Source organism: Candidatus Microbacterium colombiense, from assembly GCA_029203165.1.
Taxonomy (GTDB): Bacteria; Actinomycetota; Actinomycetes; order Actinomycetales; family Microbacteriaceae; genus Microbacterium; species Microbacterium colombiense.
The window spans coordinates 1,505,253-1,526,718 of the sequence record CP119308.1; the positions used below are offsets into that span (position 1 = coordinate 1,505,253).

The following is a 21,466-nucleotide window of genomic DNA, read 5'->3' on the forward strand; positions in this document are numbered from 1 at the left end:
GATACACGAGCTACGGTAAATCACATCCCGGTACCGGCCTCAACGACGAGACAGGAGCCCTCTTGACCGGATTCAACTGGGAAGACCTCATGGCCTTCCTCACACGTCGCTTCGACGACATCCTCGAGCTCACCCGCGATCACCTCGTGGTCGTGCTGATCTCGCTGGTGCTCGCGGCGATCATCGGCATCGGCCTCGGCATGCTCGTGCGCAACAACCAGATCGCCCGCACCAGCGTCCTGACCGCCGCCGCCGTCGCGATCACCATCCCTTCGCTCGCACTGCTGGCGCTGCTCAGTCCCGTTCTCGGGCTCGGCTGGCTCCCGACCGTCGTCGCACTCGTCTTCTACTCGCTGCTGCCGGTCGTCCGCAACACGGTCGTCGGTCTCCGCGAAGTCCCCGTGTCGGTGCTCGAATCGGCGCGCGGAATGGGACTCAGCCCGGCCCGGGTGCTCTTCACCGTGCAGCTGCCGATCGCGTGGCCGGTGATCATGACCGGCATCCGCGTCGCCGCGCAGCTCACCGTCGGCATCGCGGCCATCGCGGCATACGTCGCCGGCCCCGGTCTCGGCGAGTACATCTTCAAGGGACTCTCCTCGCTCGGTTCGAAGAACGCCCTCAACTACGCGCTGACCGGCACCGTCGCCGTGATCATCCTCGCGCTCGTCCTCGACGGCATCCTCGTGCTCATCGCCCGCCTCACCACCTCAAGGGGTCTCCGTGCCTGACATCTCCACGAACACCGGCGTTCTCTCCTCTCTCGCAGCCCAGCAGGGCGGCGTCGACATCGTGCTCGACCACATCACCAAGCAGTACCCGGGGCAGACGGCCCCCGCCGTCGAGGACTTCTCGATGCGCATCGAGCCCGGCGAGCTCGTGATGTTCGTCGGACCCAGCGGCTGCGGCAAGACGACGACCATGAAGATGATCAACCGCATCATCGAGCCGAGCTCAGGATCGATCCGCATCAACGGCGACGACGTGCTCTCGCTCGACGGCAACGAGCTGCGCCGGCACATCGGCTACGTGATCCAGCAGATCGGCCTCTTCCCGCACTTCACGATCGCCGAGAACATCGCGATCGTGCCCAAGCTGCTGGGCTGGACGAAGGCGCGGATCGCGGCGCGCGTCGACGAACTGCTGAACACGGTGCAGCTCGATCCCGGTATCTTCGCGAACCGTTACCCTCGGCAGCTGTCGGGCGGTCAGCAGCAGCGCGTCGGGGTGGCTCGGGCGCTGGCCGCCGACCCTCCCGTCATGCTGATGGACGAGCCGTTCGGCGCGACCGACCCGATCACCCGGGAGAAGCTGCAGGCGGAGTTCCTCCGGCTCCAGGCCGACATCGGCAAGACCATCATCTTCGTCACGCACGACTTCGAAGAGGCGATCCGGATGGGCGACCGCATCGCGGTTCTCAGCGACCGCAGCCGGATCGAACAGTTCGACACCCCGGCGCGTATCCTCGCCCAGCCGGCGAACGATTATGTCCGTTCGTTCATCGGCGAGGGCGCCGCGCTCAAGCGGCTGGCGCTGATCCCGGTCTCGGGCGCCACGGTGGGTGCCGCAGATGCCGGCGCCCCGGCCGCCACCGTCGAGGAGAGCTCGTCGCTGCGGCAGGCACTCGATCTGCTCGTGCTCACCGGTGCTCCGCGCATCAACATCTCGCGTGATGGCAGGGTCGTCGGCTCGATCGATCAGTCATCGATCTCCGCCGCCCTCGGCGGCGAGGTGCCCGCACGCGGCTCCGAGGAGGCGTGAGCATGCCGAGCACCCCGGTCGTGCCCTCGGCGACCACCCTCCTGCAGACGCAGCGCGCACCGAAGCGCGGGATGCCCGTACTGCTGCGTCGCCTGATGCCCCTGATCGTCGTCGCCGTCGTGCTGCTGGTCACGTTCCTGTGGATCTCCAGCCTCGAGCTCGACTCGATCGAGCAGCGCACCCTCAACGGTGACTACATCGTCGCCCGCATCCGTGAACACCTCGTGTTGTCGATCAGCGCCGCGGTCCTCGTCGCGGTGCTCGCGATCCCCGCGGGCATCGCGGTCAGCCGCTCACGCTCCCGCATCTTCCGCTCGATCGTGATCGGGATCGCGAACATCGGTCAGGCCACTCCGGCGATCGGTGTGGTGATCCTGCTCGCGATCGTGTGGCAGACCGGTTTCACCACGGCTCTCGTGGCGCTCGTCGTCTACTCGTTCCTGCCGGTGCTCCAGAACACGATCACCGGGCTCGCCCAGGTCGATCCGAACATCCGCGAATCGGCGCGGGGCATGGGTATGACGTCGGCGCAGGTGCTGCGCCGCGTGGAGCTGCCGCTCGCCTCGCCCGTGATCCTCGCAGGGCTCCGCACCGCGCTGGTCTTCGCGGTGGGCGTCGCGACCGTCGCCACCTTCATCAACGCCGGAGGTCTCGGCGACATGATCATCAACGGTCTCAAGCTGCAGCGCTATCCCGTGCTCGTGGTCGGCGCGGTGCTGGTCGCCGCGATCGCCGTGCTCATCGACTGGGCTGCCGGTGTCGTGGAGGACATCGTGCGTCCGAAGGGCCTCTGAGTCCTCGGCCTCGCTCGCGACACCCTTCCGCATCACTCCTCACCCTTCCTCACCGAGACAACACCGCACTCCCTCCCGAAAGGAACCTGCAATGAAAACGCGTACCATCGCCTCCGCATCGCTCGCGGCACTCGCCGCCGGTGCACTTCTCCTCACCGGCTGCACCTCCGGATCCGGCGGCGGCGCCGGAGCCCAGGGCGACGAACTGGACGGTCTCACCGGCGAGATCGGCTCGAAGGACTTCTCCGAGCAGTACATCCTCGCCTACATGACCGCCGAGCTCCTCAACGCCCATGGCGCCGACGTGAAGGCGAACACCAAGCTCGTCGGTTCGGCCAATGTGCGTCAGGCGCTCGAGAACGACCAGTTCCTGGGCTACTGGGAGTACACCGGCACCTCCTGGATCACGTACAACGGGAACACCGCCCCGGTGCAGGGCGCAGACGCCCAGTTCGACGCTGTCAAGAAGGCCGACGCCGAGAGCGGCATCGCCTGGCTCGACCCTGCCCCGTTCAACAACACGTACGCGTTCGCGATCCGAAAGAGCGAGGCCGACAAGCTCGGCGTCAAGACGCTCAGCGATGTGGCGAAGCTGCCCAGTGCCGACCAGACGTTCTGCATCGAGAGCGAGTTCTCGACCCGCGACGACGGCTGGCCGGGGCTCAAGGCCGCGTACGGCTTCGACGCCCCCGACGCCAACGTCACGATGCTCGACACGGGTGTCATCTACACCGCGACGCAGAAGGGCGACGACTGCAACTTCGGCGAGGTGTTCCAGACCGACGGCCGCATCCCCGCGCTCGACCTGGTCGTGATGGAAGACGACAAGGAGTTCTTCCCCAGCTACCAGGGCGGCTTCACGCTCAAGCAGAGCACGCTGGACGACTACCCCGGGATCGCCGACGTCATGGACGAGCTGAGCCCGCTGCTGACCACCGAGGTCATGCAGACGCTCAACGCCAAGGTCGACGTCGACGGCGAAGACCCCGAAGACGTGGCGATCGACTGGCTCGAGGAGCAGGGACTCATCTGATGACCTCCGCCCTCCAGCTCGGCGAGAGCTTCGTCGGTGACGGCGTGAACGCAGCGCACATCAACACGGTGCTCGGCGACCGCGAGGGTCCGGCGGGGACGGCGTGGGCCACGGCCCTCGCCGGCCCCAGCCAGGGGCACGTACCCTTCGTCGCGGTGCTGCGTCCCTCGCTCCCGGTCAAGCCGATGACGCTGTTCGTCACGAAGGCCGCCCCCGCGAACGATGAGCACGGGCTCCTGATCTGGGGCCCCGCACAGGCGGGTGTCGCAGCAGGCGTCGCGGATGCCGTGGCCGACGGGGTGATCCCGCTCGACGCCACCGACACGCACGCGCTCATCGCGGCGGTCTGGGTCAACCCGGGCGCCGACGACGCAGAGACCGTCTACCGCAACAATCGCGAGGCCACCCGCACCGCGCTCGCGAACGGTGCCGCCTCGCTTCCGCTCATCGATGACGTGCTGGCCGCACGCCATCAGCCCACCAACCCCTTCTTCACTCCGCAGACCACTCCGCTCTCCACCCCGAAGGACGCGCACGACCAATGAGTTACCCCACCCCTCCGCTCGACGGCGCTCTGCCCACCGTCGGCTTCATCGGACTCGGCAACATGGGATCGGGCATGACCCGCAACCTGCAGGCCGCTGGATTCCCGCTGGTGGTGACCGACCTGCGCCGCGAGTCGGCCGAAGAGCTTCTCGCCGGCGGTGCCCGCTGGGCCGCCACGCCTCGTGAGGTCGCGGCCGCAAGCGACGTGGTGATCACGATGCTCCCGACACCGAAGCACGTGGCCGACGTCGCGAGTGGCGCTGACGGCCTGGTGGCGGGGTTGCCCGACGGCGGCACCTGGATCGACATGTCGACCTCCGTACCCGACGTCCTCGACGGCGTCCGCGCCGCGCAGGCCGGGCGCGGACTGCACCTGCTCGACGCGCCCGTCAGCGGAATGTCGGTGGGTGCCGCGAACGGCATGCTGCAGATCTTCATCGGCGGCGAGGCCGAGGATGTCGCTCGGCTGCGACCGGTGTTCGAGGCGATGGGCGATCCCGAGCGGATCCTCCACGTGGGCGGGCACGGGGCCGGCTACGCGGTCAAGCTCATGATCAACCAGCTGTGGTTCTCACACCTCGTCGCGACGGCCGAGGTGCTCTCGGTCGGCGTCGCCGCCGGTGTCGATCTCGGCGTGCTCCGCGATGCTCTCGTGGCGAGCCCGGCGAACAGCACGTTCGTCTCCCGCGACGTGCTCTCGATCCTCGACCACGGCGACTACGACGAGGGGTTCGCGATCGCGTTGGCCTGCAAGGACCTCGGGCTCTCGGTCGATCTGGCGCGCTCGGTCGGGATTCCGGTGGAGCTGTCCTCGCTCGTCGAGCAGATCTTCCGCCGCGCTCGGGCGAAGTACGGCGACCGCGCCGGCGAGATGACGCCCGTCCAGCTGTACGAGGAGCTCCTCGGACGCGAGCTGCGTCGGGAGGTCGCGGCATGACCGCCGCACGGCAGGCGGAGCTGCTCGCCTCGGTGCCGACCGGACTGCTGATCGGCGGGGAATGGCGGGCATCGCACTCCGGCGCGACGTTCCCGGTGCACGATCCGGCCACCGGAGAGGTGCTCCTGCAGGTCGCCGATGCGACGCCCGAGGACGGGATGGCCGCCCTCGACGCCGCCGCCGCAGCCCAGGCGTCGTGGGCGGCGACCGCACCGCGGGAACGCGGGGAGATCCTGCGCCGCGCCTTCGAGCTCCTGACCGCGCGCGCCGAGGACTTCGCGCTCGTGATGACCCTCGAGATGGGCAAGCCCCTCGCCGAGTCCCGCGCCGAAGTCGGCTACGGCGCCGAGTTCCTCCGCTGGTTCTCCGAAGAGGCACCGCGCATCTCGGGGCGTTTCGCCACCGCACCCGACGGGCGCAACCGGCTTCTCGTCGCCAAGCGGCCGGTGGGCCCGAGCCTGCTGATCACCCCCTGGAACTTCCCCCTCGCGATGGCCACCCGCAAGATCGCGCCGGCGCTCGCGGCGGGGTGCACCTCCGTGCTCAAGCCCGCCGCACTGACACCGCTCACCGCACTGCTCTTCGCCGAGGTGCTGCGTGAGGCCGGCGTGCCGGACGGTGTCGTCAACGTCATCCCGACCAGTCGCGCCGGCGCCGTCACCGGACCGCTCATCACCGATCCGCGACTGCGCAAGCTGTCGTTCACCGGGTCGACCGAGGTCGGACGCCGATTGATCGCGGATGCCGCGCACCAGGTGCTCCGGGTGTCGATGGAGCTCGGCGGCAACGCCCCGTTCCTCGTCTTCGACGACGCCGATGTCGATGCTGCGGTGGAAGGCGCACTGCTCGCGAAGCTCCGCAACGGCGGGGAGGCCTGTGTCGCGGCCAACCGGTTCCTCGTGCACGAGAGCGTGGCCGAGGAGTTCACCGCGAAGCTGGTCGAGCGCATGGGCGGCTACGTCAACGCGCCCGGGACCGATCCGGCATCCACGCTCGGTCCGCTGGTCGACGACGCGACCCGCGGGAAGGTCGCCGAGCTCGTGGAAGGAGCCGTGGAGGACGGGGCGCGCATCGCACTGGGCGGACGGGTGCCGTCCGGCGCCGGATACTTCTATCCCGCCACGGTGCTGGTCGATGTCCCCGCCGACGCCCGCATCCTCCAGCAGGAGATCTTCGGACCCGTCGCGCCGATCACCACGTTCCGCGATGAGGACGAAGCGGTGCGGCTCGCCAATGCGAGCGAGTACGGTCTCGTCTGCTTCGCGTATACGCGCGATCTGAACCGTGCGTTCCGTCTCGCGGAGCGTCTGGAGACCGGCATGTTCGGCCTGAACACCGGTCTCGTCTCGAACCCGGCTGCGCCGTTCGGCGGCGTGAAGCAGTCCGGCATCGGCCGCGAAGGAGGTTTCGAGGGGATCGATGAATACCTCGAGACCACCTACATCGGCATCTCCGATCCCTTCGCCTGAATCCCCCCGCACGTTCTGAAGGAGCCTGCTTTGCACATCACCGATTTCTCCCTGGATCACTTCTCCCTGAACGGGAGTGCAGCGATCGTCACGGGCGGGAACACCGGACTCGGTCAGGCGTTCACGTTGGCCCTCGCGAAAGCGGGAGCCGACGTGTTCGTGCCGACCCTGTTCGACGACGGCGGAGAGACCGCCGCGCTCGTGAGGGCGGAAGGTCGTCGCTACGAGGAGCGCACGATCGACATCACCACCCCCGGCGCATCCGCCGAGGCGGTCGAGGCCTGCATCACGAGCCTCGGCGCCGTCGACATCCTCGTGAACTCCGCCGGTATCAGCCGCATCGCCGATGTGACCGAATTCGGGCGCGCCGAGTGGGATCCGATGGTCGCGGTGAACCTCACCGCGGCGTTCGACATGGCCCACGAGGCCGCCCTGCGGATGATCCCGCAGGGCTCCGGGAAGATCATCAACATCGCCTCCCTCTTCTCGTTCCTCGGCGGCCTCGGGTCCCCCGCCTACGCGGCGACGAAGCACGGGATCGTCGGTCTGACCCGCGCCTACGCCGACGAGCTCGGCGGACACGGCATCCAGGTCAACGCCATCGCGCCCGGATACTTCACCACCCGGATCACCGAGGAGTCGCGCGCCGACCCGACCGTGGCCGCCCGCATCATCGACCACACCCCGGCCGGGCGATGGGGTGACGTCGCCGACCTCATGGGGGCGACGGTATTCCTCGCCAGCCGCGCATCCGACTTCGTCAACGGGCACGTGCTGACCGTCGACGGCGGCTATCTCGTGCGCTGACCCGCAGCTCTCCCCCTCACGAACGAACAGGACATTCTCCCCATGATTGCTTCACGATCCGACCTCACGCGCGATGAAATCGTCGCCGGGCTGCGCGACATCCTCGGCGCAGACCAGGTCGACACCGACGCGCAGGAGTTGCGCGAAGCCAGTGTCGACCGCTTCAAGAAGTACACGGCGGTGCATGGCATCTTCGAGGGCCCGATCCCCGCGGCGATCGCCTATGTGCGGTCCACCGAGGAGGTCTCGTCCGTGCTCGCCTTCGCGGATGCGCATCTCATCAACGTCGTGCCTCGCACCGGCCGCACTGCGACGGAGGGGGGGCTTGAGACCATCGTCGACGACACGATCGTGCTCGACGGTTCGCGCATGAACGCGATCCTCGAGATCGACCCGGTCGACATGATGGTCACGGCGCAGTGCGGTGTGCCGCTGCAGGTGCTGGAAGACACGCTGCGTGCGCAGGGCCTGACGACCGGTCACTCGCCGCAGTCCAAGCCGCTCGCGCAGATGGGCGGCCTCGTGGCCACCCGCTCGATCGGTCAGTTCTCGACGCTGTACGGCGGGATCGAGGACATGGTCGTGGGTCTGGAGGCCGTGCTTCCAGGTGGGCAGGTGACGCGGGTGAAGAACGTGCCGCGCCGAGCCGCCGGCCCGGACATCCGGCACGTGGTGATCGGCAACGAGGGCGCGCTGTGCGTGATCACCGAGGTCACGGTGAAGGTCTTCCGCTACCAGCCCGAGAACAACCGCTTCCTCGGCTACCTGGTCGACTCGCTCCCGGCCGGAGTGGCGGGTCTGCGCGAGATCATCGTCGCGGGCTATCACCCGTCGGTCGCCCGGGCGTACTCGGAGGAGGACGCCGCTCAGCACTTCTCGCACTTCGCCGAGGGTCGAGCTGTCGTGGTCGTCGTCGCCGAGGGGCCGCAGGGGATCGCGCATGCGACCGCCGACGGCGTGGAGGCGATCTTCGCCGGCATTCCGCACGAGAAGGTCGACTCCGCGCTGATCGAGGCGTGGTTCGACAATCTGAACTGGGGTCAGGACAAGATCGACGCCGAGAAGCGGGAGATGCTCGAGAGCTCGCACCTCGGCTACACGACGGAGGTCTCGATCGACTGGTCGGGCGTCGCCGAGCTCTTCGAATCGGTGATGCGGCGCGCGCGCACCGAGTTCCCGCATGCCGCCGATCTGACCATGCTCGGCGCGCACTCCTCGCACAGCTACCAGACCGGCACGAACCTGTACTTCGTGTACGACTATGACATCTCGTGCGAGCCGCGCGAGGAGATCACCGAGTACCACGTGCCGCTCAACGCGATCGTGGTCGAGGAGGCCCTGCGCCTCGGGGGGTCGATGGTGCACCACCACGGCATCGGCAAGTACCGCACGGCGTGGACGCACGAGGAGCACGGCACCGCGTTCGAACTGCTCCGTGTGCTCAAGGACGGGCTCGACCCGAACGGCATCATGAACAGAGGCACGATCTACCCGCTGGATGCGGCGGAGACGGCGACCCGGGCGTGACCACAGCGTCGCACGGATACGTCGTCGCGATCGACAACGGGTCGCAGAGCACCAAGGTGCTGATCGTCGACGGCGCCGGCACGGTGCACGCGAGTGCGAAGGTCGCGCTGCGCGCCTACGAGTCGCCGGCGCCGGGACGGTGGGAGCATCCGGACGACGACCTGTGGGACTCGATCGTCTTCGCGGTGCGCGAGGCGGTCAGCGCCTTCGACGGCGATCTCGCGGAGGTCCGGGGGATCGGTCTGTGCACGATCCGGTTCTGCCGGGCGGTGCTGCGGGCCGACGGCACGCTCGCCCAGCCGGTGATGAGCTGGATGGACGAGCGCGTCTCCCGGGCGTACGAGTCGGAGAGCGCCGACGCCGCGTATGTCACCACGTCTTCGGGATACATCGCGCATCGGCTCACCGGCGAACGTCGGGATGCGGCGGGAAACTACCAGGGGATGTGGCCGATCGACGCCGAGCGGTGGCAGTGGAGCGATGACGATGCCGAATATGCCCGCACCAGCATGGATCCGCGGATGCTGTTCGAGCTGGTCGGACCGGGGGAGCAGCTCGGCATTCTGAGCGCCGAGGCCGCAGCAGTGACGGGCCTTCCCGCGGGCATCCCCGTGATCGCCACGTCGAACGACAAGGCGGTCGAGGCGCTGGGCGCGGGACTCCGTGCCGAAGGCGACGTGCTGCTCTCGCTGGGCACCTATGTCGCGACGATGACGCCGGGCACCCCGCCGGTCGAGCCGCACCCCGACGTGTGGACGAACTTCGCCGCCGAACCGGGGCGGTACCTTCTCGAGAGTTCGGGCGTGCGCCGGGGGATGTGGACGGTCAGCTGGTTCCGCGACCTCCTGTCGGCGTCGGGGCCGGTGACCGAGGACGAGCTGAACCACGGGGCGCAGAACGTACCGCCCGGAGCCGGAGGGCTCGTCGTGGCGCTGGACTGGCTCGCGCCTGCCGACGAGCCCTGGCGCCGCGGGGCGCTCGTCGGATTCGACGGCACCCAGGGGCGTTTCCACATCTACCGGGCGATCCTCGAGGCTCTCGCGATCGAGACCGAGGCGGCTGACGCCCGCGCACGTCGCGCGCTCGCGGTGCCACGCACGTCGCTCATCGTCACCGGCGGCGGCAGCGGATCAGGACCGATGCTGCAGATTCTCGCCGCCGTCTACGGCGTGCCCGTGCGCACACCGATCGTGCGTGATGCGGCCGGGATGGGCGCGGCGATCTGCGCCGCGGTCGGCACCGGGATGCACGCGGGGTTCGACGAGGCGGTCTCCGCGATGGTCGGCGTCGGCGAGCAGGTGGATGTGCCGGACGGCCTTCAGGCGGCATACCGGGATGTCGTCACGACCTACGCGCGCGTCGTTCCCGGCATCCGCGCACTCTTCGCCCCTCCCGGCTGAGGCCCGTCGTCGTGTACTCGCCACTATGCGTGTACACATGCACGACGTGGTCACAGCTGCACGGAGCATCCGCCCATTCCGTCGTGCAGGCGCGCACGCGTCGTGCAGGTGTGACTCGGGCGGAGCGTGGGCTCAGCGCCAGATCGCGGCGATCGCGGCGTTGGCGGCCGTCAGGATGCCGACGAGCCAGAACATCGCCGACGGCAGGGATGCTCCGCGCTTCTGCCGAGCGGTGCCGATACCGAGCAGGGCGCCGATGATCAGCAGCAGGACCAGCTTCACGCCGATCTTGACGTAGTTGAGCTCGTAGGTGATGCCCCACGGAGCCGCGAGGGCGAGGCCGGCCACGGCGGCGATGGCCATGCCGATGCTCATCAGCCGGGTGAACTCCCGCTTGCCGCCGAAGGCCTGCACCGCCCACGCTCCGAAGAGCACGGCGAAGCCGATCAGGTGGACGAACAGCACGATGTGGCGCAGGGTCTCCATGCCCTCACGCTACGATTTCGGCCGTCCGCTTCGCCAGCAAGGGCAGGCTCGCCTCAGCTGCGCCGTGTCGACTCAGCCGATCCGTGTGGCCTCAGCCGCGCAGTTCGCGGACGAGCAGCGCGGTGCGCAGGGCGGCATCGGCCGCCTCGGCGCCCTTGTCCTCCTTCGACCCTTCGAGGCCCGCGCGGTCGAGGCCCTGCTGCTCGTCGTCGAGGGTGAGCACGCCGAAGCCGACGGGCTTGCCGGCATCCAGCGCCACGCGCGTGAGGCCGTCGGTCGTGGCCGCCGACACGTACTCGAAGTGCGGGGTTCCGCCGCGGATGATCACGCCGAGGGCGACGACTGCATCGGCACCGCCGGCGAATGCGGCCTGGGCGGCCAGCGCCAGCTCGAACGAACCGGGAACCCGCACGAGCCGGTGCGAGGCCTGGGCGTCGTTCAGTACGCGCTCCGCGCCCGCGATCAGGCCGTCCGTGATCGTGTCGTGCCAGGTGCCGGCGATGATCACGACGTTCAGACCGCGTCCGTTGATGTCGCCTGTCCGGGGTGCTCCTGCGCCGCTCATGCGTCGTCCTTTCCTTCGGCGAGGGCCTCTGCGAGGTCGTCCGCGCCGATGATGTGACCCATCCGGTCACGCTTGGTCTCGAGGTACTGGTGGTTGTTGGGTCCGACGCCGACGATCAGCGGCACCTGCTCGATCACGTCGAGTCCGAGCTCGCGCAACTGGTTCACCTTGTCGGTGTTGTTGGTGAGCAGGCGCACGCGGCTGACGCCGAGGTCGTTCAGGATCCCGGCGGCTGCCGCGTATTCGCGGGCATCGGCGGGGAGGCCGAGCGCGAGGTTGGCGTCGACCGTGTCGAGGCCCTCCTCCTGCAGGCTGTACGCCCGCAGCTTGTTGATCAGTCCGATTCCTCGTCCTTCGTGGCCACGCATGTAGATCACGATGCCGCCCTCCTGCTCGATCGCGTCGAGAGCGGCGTCGAGCTGCGGACCGCACTCGCACTTGAGCGAACCGAAGGCCTCACCGGTGAGGCACTCGGAGTGCACGCGCACCAGCGCCGTCTCGCCGGGCTCTCCCGAGACGACGGCGATGTGGTCGGTGCCGGTGACGCGGTCCTTGTAGGCGAGGAAGCGGAATGTGCCGTGCGTGGTCGGAACGGTCGCATCGGCGCGCAGGCTCACGCGGCGACCGGCGTGGGCAGAGGCCTCGCGCGGGTCGACCTCGTTCAGGTGGGCGATGAGCTGCTCGATCGTGATGACGGGCACGCCGTCGCGCTCTCCGAGCTCGAGGAGTCCGGGAAGGCGCATCATGCTGCCGTCTTCCGCGACGACCTCCGCGATCGCGCCGACGGGGCGCAGCCCGGCGAGCTGCATCAGCTCGACCGCCGCCTCGGTGTGACCGCTGCGCTCGCGCACGCCCCCGTCGACCGCGCGCAGCGGCAGCACGTGCCCCGGGCGGATGAGACTGCGAGCGGTGGACTCCGGGTTCGCGAGCACGTTGAGGGTGTGCGCCCGGTCGTGCGCGCTGATGCCGGTCGTGACGCCTTCGGCCGCATCCACGCTGACGGTGTACGCGGTGGAACGCGCATCCTCGCTCGCGGCGACCATGGGCTGCAGGTTGAGCGAGTCGGCGAGGTCGGTCGGCATCGGAGCGCAGATGAACCCCGACGACCAGCGCACCGTCCATGCAACCCATTCAGGCGTCGCGAGTTCGGCGGAGAGGATGACGTCGCCCTCGTTCTCGCGGTTCTCATCGTCGGCGACCAGCACGGGGCGGCCGGCGCGCAGCGCGTCCAGCGCTTCGGGGATGGTGGAAAGGCTCATCGCGAGCCTCCTTCCGGTGCGGCCCGGAACGCGAGCAGCCGCTCGACGTGACGGGCGAGGATGTCTGTCTCCAGGTTCACGCGGTCGCCGACCGTGCGTGCGCCGAGCGTGGTCGCGGCGAGCGTCTCGGGGATGAGCGAGATCTCGAACCACGCGGATGCCGCGTCCGGCGCGCTCACGGCGCTCACCGTCAGCGATGTGCCGTCGACCGAGATGGATCCCTTGTCGACCACGAGAGGGGCGAGGTCGGCCGGCAGGCTGACGCGGAGCACGCTCCACTGTGCGCCCGGGCGCACCTCGAGCACCTCTCCGGTGCCGTCGACGTGACCCTGCACGATGTGTCCGCCGAGCCGTGCGCCCACGGGCATCGCCTTCTCGATGTTCACGCGGGTGCCCACCGACGCGCTGCCGAGCGCGGCGACGTCGAGGGTCTGCTTCATGACGTCTGCGTCGAACGTGTCGGGCGTCGAACCCACCACGGTCAGGCAGACGCCCGATACCGCGATCGACTCGCCGTGTACGGCGTCCGCGGAGGCGCGGGGCGCGCGCACCGTGAGTCGCCATCCGTCTCCGGCGGGAGCGATCGCGGTGATCTCGCCGATCTCCTCGATGATTCCGGTGAACATCAGATGGCTCCTTCGTTCTCGATCGCGGGATGCGCGATCGCCAGCAGGTCGGCGCCCAGCGGCACCCATTCGTCGATGGTGAGCCTGCGCGCCTCGGCGATCGACGAGACACCGATGTCGCCCAGCGCGACGCGGCCGCCGCCGAGCAGCACGGGCGCGATGTACGCGAGCACGCGGTCGGCGAGTCCGGCGGCGAGGAAGGCGCTGGCGAGCGTGGGGCCGCCCTCGACGAAGACGCTCTGCACGCCTCGCTCGTGCAGGTCGGCGAGCACGGCCGGGAGATCACGGGTGTCGTAGATCAGGGGCGAGTGCGGGTGCCGGCGCAGCGCCGCGCCCTCGGGCACCGGTCGCGAACCGATCACCACGGGTACGGGCTGGTGCGGGAGCAGCGTGTCGCCGTCGCGGGCGGTGAGAGCGGGGTCGTCGGAGAGCACGGTGCCTGTGCCCACCACGATCGCGTCGGCGTCGGCGCGCCGGCGGTGCACGTCGGCGCGGGCGGCGCGCCCGGTGATCCACTGGCTCGATCCGTCATCGGCGGCGGCGCGGCCGTCGAGGCTCTGCGCCCACTTCACGGTCACGTGCGGTCGGCCCAGCCGCTGGGCGGTGAGCCAGCCGTCGATCAGGGCGTGCGCGGCGTCCGACTGCTCGCCGGATTCGACGCTCACGCCGGCTGCGCGCAGACGCTCGGCGCCTCCGCCCTGCACGACTCCCGGATCGTCGAGGGCGTAGACCACCCGTGCCACGCCCGCCTCGATCAGCGCGAGGGCGCACGGCCCGGTGCGTCCGGTGTGGTTGCAGGGCTCGAGCGTCACGACGGCGGTCGCGCCGCGTGCCGCGCCCGGAGCGAGCTTCGACAGTGCATCGACCTCGGCGTGCGGAGTGCCGGCGCCGTGGTGCCATCCTTCTGCGAGCACATCGCCCGCGGGGGAGAGGATGACGGCACCGACCTGCGGGTTCACGCCCCGCGGTCCCTGTGCGGCGAGCTCCAGTGCACGGGTCATCGCCCGGCGCTCGGTCTCGTTCACTGCCATCCGTCGTCCTTCTGGTGAGGCTCCGGGGGATGCAGAACGCGCGCACGGCGGCGCCTCGTGCTGCCTCCCTTCCGGACTAGCGAGGTCTCCCTCGCACCACCGTCGGTCCCGGATTTCCACCGGATCGGCACCGAGGTCTCCCTCGGCGCTCGCGGACTGTCACCGCCGGTTCGGATTCTCACCGACCCCGGAGCACGTTGATGCTCTGAGTGTACTCAACGCGCCTGGGGGAGATTCATTCCGCGTCATATAACTCACTTCAACAGGCGCGACAGGCGACGATCGGCGAGCGGCTTGCCGCCGGTCTGGCAGGTGGGGCAGTACTCGAGCGAGCGGTCGGCGAAGAACACGCTGCGCACGGTGTCGCCGCACACGGGGCAGCTCTCGCCGCGACGGGCGTGCACCTGCATCCCGCGTCGTTTGGCGTCTTTGAGATCGGCCGGCGGTTTACCGGAGGCCTCGGAGACGGCATCGGAGAGCGTCTGCTGCATCGCCGCGTACAGCCGATCGACGTCGTCCGGGGTGAGGGTCGCGGCGATCGCGTAGGGCGACATCCGGGCGGCGTGCAGGATCTCATCGGAGTAGGCGTTGCCGATCCCGGCGATCACCGCCTGATCGCGCAGCAGGCCCTTGATCTGTGTACGCCGACCGTCGAGCAGCCCCGCGAAGGTCTCCCTGTCGAAGGCCGGATCGAGCGGATCGGGTCCGAGCCGCGCGATCCCCGGCACGTCGTCCGGATCGCGCACCACGTAGACCGCGAGCGACTTCTTCGTGCCCGCCTCGGTCAGGTCGAACCCGCTGTCGTCATCGAGCGCGACGCGCAAAGCGATGGGCGTCTTGCCCGGCTTGATCAGCGTGGTGGGCAGGGCGTCGTACCAGCGAAGCCAGCCCGCCTTGGCGAGGTGGAAGACGAGGTGCAGCTCGCTCCCGCACGAGAGCACGATGAACTTGCCCCGTCGGGCGGAACCGGTGATCGCGGCCCCGTGGAGCGCGGTGATCTGCGGGTCGTAGGTCTTGAGCGCGGCGATCGCGGCCACGCTCGTCCGCGTGATCGTGCGCCCGACGGCGCGCTCGCCGAGGAACATCGTGAGCCCCTGCACCTCTGGCATCTCCGGCATGGTGACATCATGCCACCGCCATCCGACGTCGTCAGGGGGATGTGCTCAGACCGCGCCGGTGAGCAGGCGGATGCTGGCGACCCGCACACGATCGACCGCGTCGAGATCTCCCCGCAGATAGGCGATCAACGCGTTGAGGAACACGCCGTCGAACAGCGCGTACGCTGACGTCGCATCGACGGCCGGCGGGCGTCCTTCGAGCTCGGCGAAGCGTTCCACCACGGCCCAGACCATGTCGCTGAGCAGGGCGTCGATCGCGACGATCGTGTCGCGGAATCCGGCGTCGAACAGGGCCTGGTTGCGCAGGTCGTACCAGAGCCGATGCATGTCGGCCTCGTCGCGCAGCGTGGCGGCCATCTCGGCGCCGAAGCGCTCGGCGAGTTCCATTCCCGACGTCGACGTGGCCACGATCGGGTCGTAGCGACGCGCGCACTCCGACTTGTACTGCCAGATGGCCTGGCCGATCAGATCGTCCTTGTCGTCGAAGTAGTAGTGCAGTAGTCCGTGTGACAGTTCGCTGTGCGCGGCGACGTCGCGCAGACCGGTGTTCGCGAATCCACGGGCGGCGATCGCAGCGAGTGCGGCGTCGGCGAGCTCGCGGCGGCGTGCCGAGAACTTGTCGGTCCCCGCTTTGTCCGCCCGCACCGATACGTCGCCCATCGCTCCTCCTCCGTTCGGATGTCCAGCGATCATACGCCCTGGGCGGCGGTTCGATCGATAGATTTGGACACCTGTCCAGAATTTCCTTGTCAACTGTCCAAAATTCTGGTGTGCTGTGTCCATCGCTTTCAACGACGAAAGGAACAGATCGACATGACCACTGATCTCACCGGGACACGTGCCCTGATCACCGGAGGTGCGAAGGGTCTCGGCCTGCGCACGGCGCAGGTGCTCGCAGAACGGGGCGCGTCCGTCGTGCTCGCCGACGTCGACGAGTCCGCAGGGTCCGTTGCCGCCGCCGCGCTCACGGAACAGGGCCGCACCGCGACCTTCGTCGCCCTCGACGTGACCGATGACGCGTCCTGGACGCGAGCCATGGAGCAGGTGAAGGCCGACCTCGGCGGCCTCGACGCCCTCGTGAACAACGCGGGGATCGAGATCTCCGACCTCTTCGTCGATCTCGACGCCGCCAACGTACGGCGCATCCTCGACGTCAACGTGGTCGGCACCGCCCTCGGCGTGAAGCACGCGTTCCGCACCATGCGCAAGGACGACGGCACGGGCACCGGTGGCGCGATCGTGAACATCGCCTCGGTCGCCGCGACGATCGCCTTCCCGGGGATCGCGGCGTACTCGGCCTCGAAGTCCGCGGTGGAGCGACTGAGCAAGGTCGCTGCCGCCGAGTCCGGGCGGCTCGGCTACGGTGTGCGCGTCAACACGGTGTGCCCGGGTCTCGTACCGAACGCGATGGGCGCCCAGCTCGCCGACGACATGGAGAAGCTCGGGTTGTTCCCCTCCGCGCAGGACGCGGTCGTGGCGGTCGTGGGTCTCACACCGTCCGGTCGCCTGGCGACCGAGGACGACATCGCCAGCGGGATCGCCTTCCTGGTGTCGTCGGATGCCGATTTCGTCAACGGAACGACGCTGTCCATCGACGGCGCGATGGGGATGTGAGGAACTGATGAGCACGGACAAGCCCGTCGTCGTCTACGGCGTCAGCGGATACACCGGCCGACTGATCTGCGAGTACCTGCGCGAGCTGGGCGTGCCCTTCGTGGCGGCCGGGCGCGATGCGGAGCGCGTGCGCGAGGTCGTCGAGAAGATCCCGGGGATCGAGACCGCCGACTACGAGATCGTCGAGGTCGAGCACACGGCGGACGCGCTCGCCGAGGCGTTCGCAGGAGCGAAGGTCATCTGCAACACCGTGGGGCCGTTCATCAAGTACGGTCCCGACGTGGTCGAGGCCGCGCTGCGGATCGGCGCCGACTACACCGACACGACGGGGGAGCAGGACTGGGTGCTCTCCGCCCGGGAGCGCTGGGGGCAGGCCTTCGCGGAGAAGAACATCCTGCTCTCGCCCGGCATCGCCCATATGTACACGACCAGCGAGATCGCGGCGAACATCGCACTCGAGCCCGGCGGATACGACACGCTCGACATCCTCGTGTTCTGGAAGGGGCTGCCGACGTTCGCCTCGACGCAGACGATCTTCACGATCCTCAAGGCCGACTGGTTCTCGTTGGAGGAGAACAAGCTCGTGCCGTGGGATCACCTGTCGGCGTTCGATGTGACCGTGCCCGGGTATCACGAGCAGGCCGTCGCGGTGCCATGGGGCGGGATGTCGCATCCGATCTGGTTCCAGAACGACCCGCGGGTCTCGAGCGTCCGAGCGATCGGCGGTGTGCTCAACCGCGCGATCATGGAGAACGTCGGTCAGACGGTGCAGATGTTCGAGGAGCAGATCCGCCCCCTCGAGCCGGAGGCGCAGGAGAAGGCCCTGGCCGACATCGCGGCCGGCTTGCAGGCGAGCATGCCGCCGCGGGAGAACCCGCGGCTCAACCGGTCGGTCGACTCGGTGCACGCCTCGGGTCCGCTCGGGCGATCGCACGTGGTGATCCACGGGAACAGCAACTACAAGCAGACCGGGCTGCTTCAGGCGTTCGCGGCCTTCTCGCTCGTGCAGCAGCGACCGCACCGCGTGGGATTCGCATCGGCCTGCCAGGCGTTCGGGCATCGGGAACTGCTCGGACAGTTGCGTGCATTCGGGCTCGTCGCCGAGCCGGTCGTCACCCGTATCTGATTCCCCAGGGGGTGCCGCGTCCCCAGCGCGGCACCCCGCTTCTCGGGCTGGAGGCCCCATGCATTTCGCGACCCTTCCGCATGCCCGCGCCGCCGAAGCGCCCGACGCGCCGAGCCTGCGCGACGACTCCCTGGAGCTGAGCAACGCCGATCTCCGCGCGCGTGTCGACGCCGCCGCCGTGGCTCTCCACAGGGCGGGGGTGGGGCCGGGCGGGGTGATCGCCGTGGCGTTGCCGAACCGCGTCGAGTTGATCGTCGCGCTCTTCGCCGCCTGGCGTCTGGGCGCCGCGGTCACTCCGATCAATCCGGTGCTGGGCGAGAAGGAGGCCGCCTATCAGGTGGCGGATGCCGGGGCGGTGCTCGTCGTCTCGGATGACGACCGAGACCTCGGTGTGCCCCGGCTCCCCGTCGCCGCGCTCGCCGCAGTGTCCGGGGAGGACACCCCGTCGGCGACGCTGTCGGCGAGCGACACCGCGCTGTTGATCTACACGAGCGGCACGACGGGCAGCCCGAAAGGGGTGATGCTCACGCATGCGAACCTCGATGCGATGACGGACTCCTTCGCGCAGTGGTTCGAACTCGGCGCTGATGACCACAGCCTGCTCGTGCTCCCGCTCTTCCACGCGAACGGCATCGTGTTGGGCACCCTGACTCCGTTGCGGGCGGGTGGTCAGGTCAGCATCACGGGGCGGTTCTCCCGTGATCGCTTCTTCGCCGACGTCGAGCGCCTGCGGCCGACCTACTTCTCCGCCGTGCCCGCGATCTACGCGCTGCTCTCCTCCCTCCCCGAGGACGTGAGACCCGACACCTCATCGTTGCGGTTCGCCGTGTGCGGGGCGGCGCCCATGCCCGCCGAGTCGATCGAGCGCTTCGAACGCCGATTCGATGTGACCATCGTCGAGGGGTACGGGCTGTCCGAGACGACGTGCGCATCGACGATCAACCCGCTCCACGGCGTGCGCAAGCCCGGCACGGTGGGGTTGCCGTTGCCCGGGCAGGCCGTGGCGGTCGTCGGAGAGGACGGAGCGGCGCTGCCCTCCGGCGAGGTGGGGGAGGTCGTGATCTCCGGCCCGGTCGTGATGGCCGGATACCTGGGGCGTCCCGAGGAGACGGAGCGGACCATCGTGGACGGGTGGCTGCGCACAGGCGATCTCGGGCGGTTCGATGCGGACGGCTACCTTCAGATCGTCGACCGGATCAAGGACATGATCATCCGCGGGGGAGAGAACATCTACCCCAAGGAGATCGAGAACGCCCTCTATGCGCACGACGACGTGAGCGAAGCGGCGGTGGTCGGCGCACCCGACCCCGTGCTGGGCGAGATCCCCGTGGCCTTCGTTGCGCTGCGACCCGGAGCCACGGCGACCGGTGACACGCTCGGGGTGCACGTGCGCGGGATCCTCTCGGCGTTCAAGTGTCCGGTGCGCATCACGCTCCTGGACGAACTGCCCAAGAACCCCGTGGGCAAGATCGACAAGCCCGCATTGCGCCGCTCACTGCCGGTGGCATCGTGAGCGTGGTGGTCGCCGGCGTCGGGATGATCCCCTTCGCCACGCCCTCGCGGAGCGCGACCTACGACGTGATGGGGGAGGCGGCGATCCGCGCGGCTCTCACCGACGCGGGGCTGACGATCGGCGATGTGCAGAGCGCGTTCGCGGGGTATGTCTACGCCGATTCGGCGGCCGGTCAGACCGCTCTCTACGGCGTCGGCGCGACCGGCATCCCCGTGATCAACGTGAACAACTACTGCGCGAGCGGATCGAGCGCGCTCTGGCTCGGCCGCCAGGCGATCCTCGCAGGCGCCGCGGACTGCGTGCTCGTGGTGGGCTTCGAGCAGATGGCGAGGGGAGCGATCGGCAGCATCTACGCCGACCGTCCCGACACGCTGTGGCGATTCACCCAGGCGCGGGACGCGCATCGTCCGCACTCGGATGCTCCGCCCGCGGCACAGTTCTTCGGCGACGCCGGTGCGGAATACGCGCGGCGCTACGACATGGACCCCGCCGTGTTCGCGCACGTCGCGGTGAAATCCCGTCGGCATGCGGCGGCGAATCCATACGCGGTCTTCCGCGATCCGGTGACGGTGGAAGAGGTGCTCGCCTCTCCTCGCGTGTATGGAGAACTGACGCGTCTGCAGTGCTGCCCGCCCACGTGCGGCGCGGCCGCCGCGGTGCTGTGCACCGAGGACTTCGCCCGCGCTCACGGTGTGGACTCCTCCGTGCGCATCCGTGCGCAGGCGCTGACGAGCGATCGGGAGGACACGTTCGAGGGCGACGCGATGGCGCTGGTCGGGTCGACCATCGCTCGGCGGGCGGCCGATGCCGTGTACGAGGCCGGTGGCATCGACCCCCGCGATCTGCGCGTGGTGGAGCTGCACGACTGCTTCACCACGAACGAGGTCATCGCCTACGAGGCACTGCGGCTGACGCCGGAGGGGACCAGCGCGCGCTTCGTCCTCGACGGCGACAACACCTACGGCGGCCGGGTGGTGACGAATCCGTCCGGCGGGCTGCTCTCGAAGGGTCATCCCCTGGGAGCGACCGGGCTCGCGCAGTGCGCCGAGCTCGTCTGGCAACTGCGGGGACGCGCGGCGGACCGGCAGGTCGACGGTGTCACTCTCGCGCTGCAGCACAATCTCGGTCTGGGCAGCGCCTGCGTCGTGACGCTCTATGAGCGCGTCGGCGCACACACCGCATGATCGGCGCCGGCATCAGCCGGTGAGCACCGACCACTCCACCGGACTGCGGTCGTCGGTGCGGAGCAGGCCGGCGATCCAGGCGTCATCGCGTCCGCGGCTGCTGGTGAGGGACTGGCGCTGCGACCCCTCATAGTGGAATCCGAGCGCCCGCGCCGTGCGTGCCGACGGGATGTTGCCGACCACGGCCTGCCAGTGCAGGCGGGCAAGCCCCAACTCTCCGAAGCCCCAGTCGACGACGGCTCGGGTCGCCTCGCCGACGTAGCCCTTCCCTCGGGCGGATGCGGTGACCCAGTAGCCGAGTTCGGCCTGGCCGCCGGCCGGGTGCTCGATGATGTGATGCAGGCCGATCATGCCGACGAGCTCGCCGCCCGCGCGCACGGCCCACACCGTCTGCGAACCGTCCGCCCACCACTCGCCGACGAGGCGCACGAAGTCTGCGGCGTCCTCCCGCGCGTACGGGCTCGGAACGGTCGTCCAGCGCACGATCTCAGGATCCTGGCACGCATCCGTGATCGCATCGATGTCGTGGGTGGTCGGGGCGCTCAGGACGAGCCGTTCGGTGGTGAGGGTGGCCTGCTGCATCAGGACAGGCTATCGACGCTCAGAGGTCGCTCGATCCCTCGGCCCCTCGATCGATGACGGCGCGCGCCGCGATGTCCGATGCCGCGGCTAG

At 69.2% G+C, this 21,466-nt stretch carries 22 protein-coding genes; 14 read left to right on the top strand and 8 right to left on the bottom strand.

Going from position 1 to position 21,466, the window contains the following annotated elements:
* The first annotated feature begins 62 nt into the window (after window positions 1-62).
* The 10 genes from P0Y60_07265 to P0Y60_07310 all read left to right on the top strand — a co-directional run bounded on the left by P0Y60_07265 (window position 63) and on the right by P0Y60_07310 (window position 10,271).
* Window positions 63-728: an ABC transporter permease gene (locus P0Y60_07265; GenBank protein ID WEK62532.1), complete on the top strand. Its 666-nt coding sequence runs from the start codon at window positions 63-65 to the stop codon at window positions 726-728.
* The gene (locus P0Y60_07270) at window positions 721-1,758 is read left to right on the top strand and encodes an ABC transporter ATP-binding protein (protein ID WEK62533.1); all 1,038 of its coding nucleotides are present in this window, start codon (window positions 721-723) and stop codon (window positions 1,756-1,758) included. Before P0Y60_07265 ends, P0Y60_07270 begins: the two co-directional genes overlap by 8 nt.
* A gap of 2 nt (window positions 1,759-1,760) precedes the next feature.
* On the top strand, window positions 1,761-2,552 hold the full coding sequence (locus P0Y60_07275; GenBank protein WEK62534.1) for an ABC transporter permease: 792 nt from the start codon (window positions 1,761-1,763) through the stop codon (window positions 2,550-2,552).
* Window positions 2,553-2,643: 91 nt separating this feature from the next.
* The gene (locus tag P0Y60_07280) at window positions 2,644-3,585 is read left to right on the top strand and encodes a glycine betaine ABC transporter substrate-binding protein (GenBank protein ID WEK62535.1); all 942 of its coding nucleotides are present in this window, start codon (window positions 2,644-2,646) and stop codon (window positions 3,583-3,585) included.
* The gene (gene fae / locus P0Y60_07285; GenBank protein ID WEK62536.1) at window positions 3,585-4,130 is read left to right on the top strand and encodes a formaldehyde-activating enzyme; all 546 of its coding nucleotides are present in this window, start codon (window positions 3,585-3,587) and stop codon (window positions 4,128-4,130) included. The genes P0Y60_07280 and fae overlap by 1 nt, the downstream gene beginning before the upstream one ends.
* Entirely contained in the window at window positions 4,127-5,068 is a 942-nt protein-coding gene (locus tag P0Y60_07290) for an NAD(P)-dependent oxidoreductase (protein ID WEK62537.1), read from the top strand. Before fae ends, P0Y60_07290 begins: the two co-directional genes overlap by 4 nt.
* Window positions 5,065-6,537 (top strand): NAD-dependent succinate-semialdehyde dehydrogenase, encoded by a 1,473-nt coding sequence (locus tag P0Y60_07295; protein WEK62538.1) that lies wholly within the window; start codon window positions 5,065-5,067, stop codon window positions 6,535-6,537. The genes P0Y60_07290 and P0Y60_07295 overlap by 4 nt, the downstream gene beginning before the upstream one ends.
* A gap of 30 nt (window positions 6,538-6,567) precedes the next feature.
* Window positions 6,568-7,344, top strand: a complete 777-nt coding sequence (locus tag P0Y60_07300; protein ID WEK62539.1) for an SDR family oxidoreductase — start codon at window positions 6,568-6,570, stop codon at window positions 7,342-7,344.
* A 42-nt stretch (window positions 7,345-7,386) separates the two neighbouring features.
* Window positions 7,387-8,871, top strand: a complete 1,485-nt coding sequence (locus P0Y60_07305; protein ID WEK62540.1) for an FAD-binding oxidoreductase — start codon at window positions 7,387-7,389, stop codon at window positions 8,869-8,871.
* Window positions 8,868-10,271, top strand: coding sequence for an FGGY family carbohydrate kinase (locus P0Y60_07310; protein ID WEK62541.1), 1,404 nt, complete (start codon window positions 8,868-8,870; stop codon window positions 10,269-10,271). Before P0Y60_07305 ends, P0Y60_07310 begins: the two co-directional genes overlap by 4 nt.
* A 132-nt stretch (window positions 10,272-10,403) precedes the next feature.
* Here the strand turns inward: P0Y60_07310 and P0Y60_07315 are convergent, their stop codons facing one another.
* From P0Y60_07315 to P0Y60_07345, 7 genes are all read right to left on the bottom strand, one after another.
* Window positions 10,404-10,757 (bottom strand): Fe-S protein, encoded by a 354-nt coding sequence (locus tag P0Y60_07315; GenBank protein ID WEK62542.1) that lies wholly within the window; start codon window positions 10,755-10,757, stop codon window positions 10,404-10,406.
* Window positions 10,758-10,848: 91 nt separating this feature from the next.
* Window positions 10,849-11,322 (bottom strand): 6,7-dimethyl-8-ribityllumazine synthase, encoded by a 474-nt coding sequence (gene ribH / locus P0Y60_07320; protein WEK62543.1) that lies wholly within the window; start codon window positions 11,320-11,322, stop codon window positions 10,849-10,851.
* Window positions 11,319-12,581, bottom strand: coding sequence for a GTP cyclohydrolase II (gene ribA / locus P0Y60_07325; GenBank protein WEK62544.1), 1,263 nt, complete (start codon window positions 12,579-12,581; stop codon window positions 11,319-11,321). The genes ribH and ribA overlap by 4 nt, the downstream gene beginning before the upstream one ends.
* Window positions 12,578-13,207, bottom strand: coding sequence for a riboflavin synthase (locus P0Y60_07330; GenBank protein WEK62545.1), 630 nt, complete (start codon window positions 13,205-13,207; stop codon window positions 12,578-12,580). Before P0Y60_07330 ends, ribA begins: the two co-directional genes overlap by 4 nt.
* Window positions 13,207-14,238: a bifunctional diaminohydroxyphosphoribosylaminopyrimidine deaminase/5-amino-6-(5-phosphoribosylamino)uracil reductase RibD gene (gene ribD / locus P0Y60_07335; GenBank protein ID WEK62546.1), complete on the bottom strand. Its 1,032-nt coding sequence runs from the start codon at window positions 14,236-14,238 to the stop codon at window positions 13,207-13,209. The genes P0Y60_07330 and ribD overlap by 1 nt, the downstream gene beginning before the upstream one ends.
* A gap of 254 nt (window positions 14,239-14,492) precedes the next feature.
* Entirely contained in the window at window positions 14,493-15,356 is an 864-nt protein-coding gene (locus tag P0Y60_07340; protein ID WEK62547.1) for an Fpg/Nei family DNA glycosylase, read from the bottom strand.
* Between the two features lie 45 nt (window positions 15,357-15,401).
* Window positions 15,402-16,016, bottom strand: a complete 615-nt coding sequence (locus tag P0Y60_07345; GenBank protein WEK62548.1) for a TetR/AcrR family transcriptional regulator — start codon at window positions 16,014-16,016, stop codon at window positions 15,402-15,404.
* Between the two features lie 153 nt (window positions 16,017-16,169).
* Here P0Y60_07345 and P0Y60_07350 point away from each other — a divergent pair, with 153 nt between their 5' ends.
* From P0Y60_07350 to P0Y60_07365, 4 genes are read left to right on the top strand one after another with little or no spacing between them, the layout of a single operon-like run.
* On the top strand, window positions 16,170-16,970 hold the full coding sequence (locus tag P0Y60_07350) for an SDR family NAD(P)-dependent oxidoreductase (protein WEK62549.1): 801 nt from the start codon (window positions 16,170-16,172) through the stop codon (window positions 16,968-16,970).
* Between the two features lie 7 nt (window positions 16,971-16,977).
* Entirely contained in the window at window positions 16,978-18,096 is a 1,119-nt protein-coding gene (locus P0Y60_07355; protein WEK62550.1) for a DUF5938 domain-containing protein, read from the top strand.
* Between the two features lie 58 nt (window positions 18,097-18,154).
* On the top strand, window positions 18,155-19,609 hold the full coding sequence (locus P0Y60_07360; protein ID WEK62551.1) for an AMP-binding protein: 1,455 nt from the start codon (window positions 18,155-18,157) through the stop codon (window positions 19,607-19,609).
* A complete protein-coding gene (locus tag P0Y60_07365; protein WEK62552.1) occupies window positions 19,606-20,793 on the top strand; it encodes a lipid-transfer protein in 1,188 nt (395 codons plus the stop codon). Before P0Y60_07360 ends, P0Y60_07365 begins: the two co-directional genes overlap by 4 nt.
* Window positions 20,794-20,805: 12 nt before the next feature.
* On the opposite strand, the gene P0Y60_07370 is transcribed toward P0Y60_07365, so the two are convergent.
* Window positions 20,806-21,375 carry a GNAT family protein gene (locus P0Y60_07370; GenBank protein ID WEK62553.1) on the bottom strand — a complete coding sequence of 190 codons (570 nt, stop codon included), beginning with the start codon at window positions 21,373-21,375 and terminating at the stop codon, window positions 20,806-20,808.
* Window positions 21,376-21,466 lie beyond the last annotated feature (91 nt).

Excerpts from the sequence above, each read along its gene's own strand:
- P0Y60_07275 (WEK62534.1), top strand. The coding sequence starts at position 1,761 with ATGCCGAGCACCCCGGTCGTGCCCTCGGCGACCACCCTCCTGCAGACG.
- P0Y60_07280 (WEK62535.1), top strand. The coding sequence starts at position 2,644 with ATGAAAACGCGTACCATCGCCTCCGCATCGCTCGCGGCACTCGCCGCC.
- fae (WEK62536.1), top strand. The coding sequence starts at position 3,585 with ATGACCTCCGCCCTCCAGCTCGGCGAGAGCTTCGTCGGTGACGGCGTG.
- P0Y60_07290 (WEK62537.1), top strand. The coding sequence starts at position 4,127 with ATGAGTTACCCCACCCCTCCGCTCGACGGCGCTCTGCCCACCGTCGGC.
- P0Y60_07295 (WEK62538.1), top strand. The coding sequence starts at position 5,065 with ATGACCGCCGCACGGCAGGCGGAGCTGCTCGCCTCGGTGCCGACCGGA.
- P0Y60_07305 (WEK62540.1), top strand. The coding sequence starts at position 7,387 with ATGATTGCTTCACGATCCGACCTCACGCGCGATGAAATCGTCGCCGGG.
- P0Y60_07315 (WEK62542.1), bottom strand. The coding sequence starts at position 10,757 with ATGGAGACCCTGCGCCACATCGTGCTGTTCGTCCACCTGATCGGCTTC.
- ribH (WEK62543.1), bottom strand. The coding sequence starts at position 11,322 with ATGAGCGGCGCAGGAGCACCCCGGACAGGCGACATCAACGGACGCGGT.
- ribA (WEK62544.1), bottom strand. The coding sequence starts at position 12,581 with ATGAGCCTTTCCACCATCCCCGAAGCGCTGGACGCGCTGCGCGCCGGC.
- P0Y60_07330 (WEK62545.1), bottom strand. The coding sequence starts at position 13,207 with ATGTTCACCGGAATCATCGAGGAGATCGGCGAGATCACCGCGATCGCT.
- ribD (WEK62546.1), bottom strand. The coding sequence starts at position 14,238 with ATGGCAGTGAACGAGACCGAGCGCCGGGCGATGACCCGTGCACTGGAG.
- P0Y60_07340 (WEK62547.1), bottom strand. The coding sequence starts at position 15,356 with ATGCCGGAGATGCCAGAGGTGCAGGGGCTCACGATGTTCCTCGGCGAG.
- P0Y60_07345 (WEK62548.1), bottom strand. The coding sequence starts at position 16,016 with ATGGGCGACGTATCGGTGCGGGCGGACAAAGCGGGGACCGACAAGTTC.
- P0Y60_07350 (WEK62549.1), top strand. The coding sequence starts at position 16,170 with ATGACCACTGATCTCACCGGGACACGTGCCCTGATCACCGGAGGTGCG.
- P0Y60_07355 (WEK62550.1), top strand. The coding sequence starts at position 16,978 with ATGAGCACGGACAAGCCCGTCGTCGTCTACGGCGTCAGCGGATACACC.
- P0Y60_07360 (WEK62551.1), top strand. The coding sequence starts at position 18,155 with ATGCATTTCGCGACCCTTCCGCATGCCCGCGCCGCCGAAGCGCCCGAC.
- P0Y60_07370 (WEK62553.1), bottom strand. The coding sequence starts at position 21,375 with ATGCAGCAGGCCACCCTCACCACCGAACGGCTCGTCCTGAGCGCCCCG.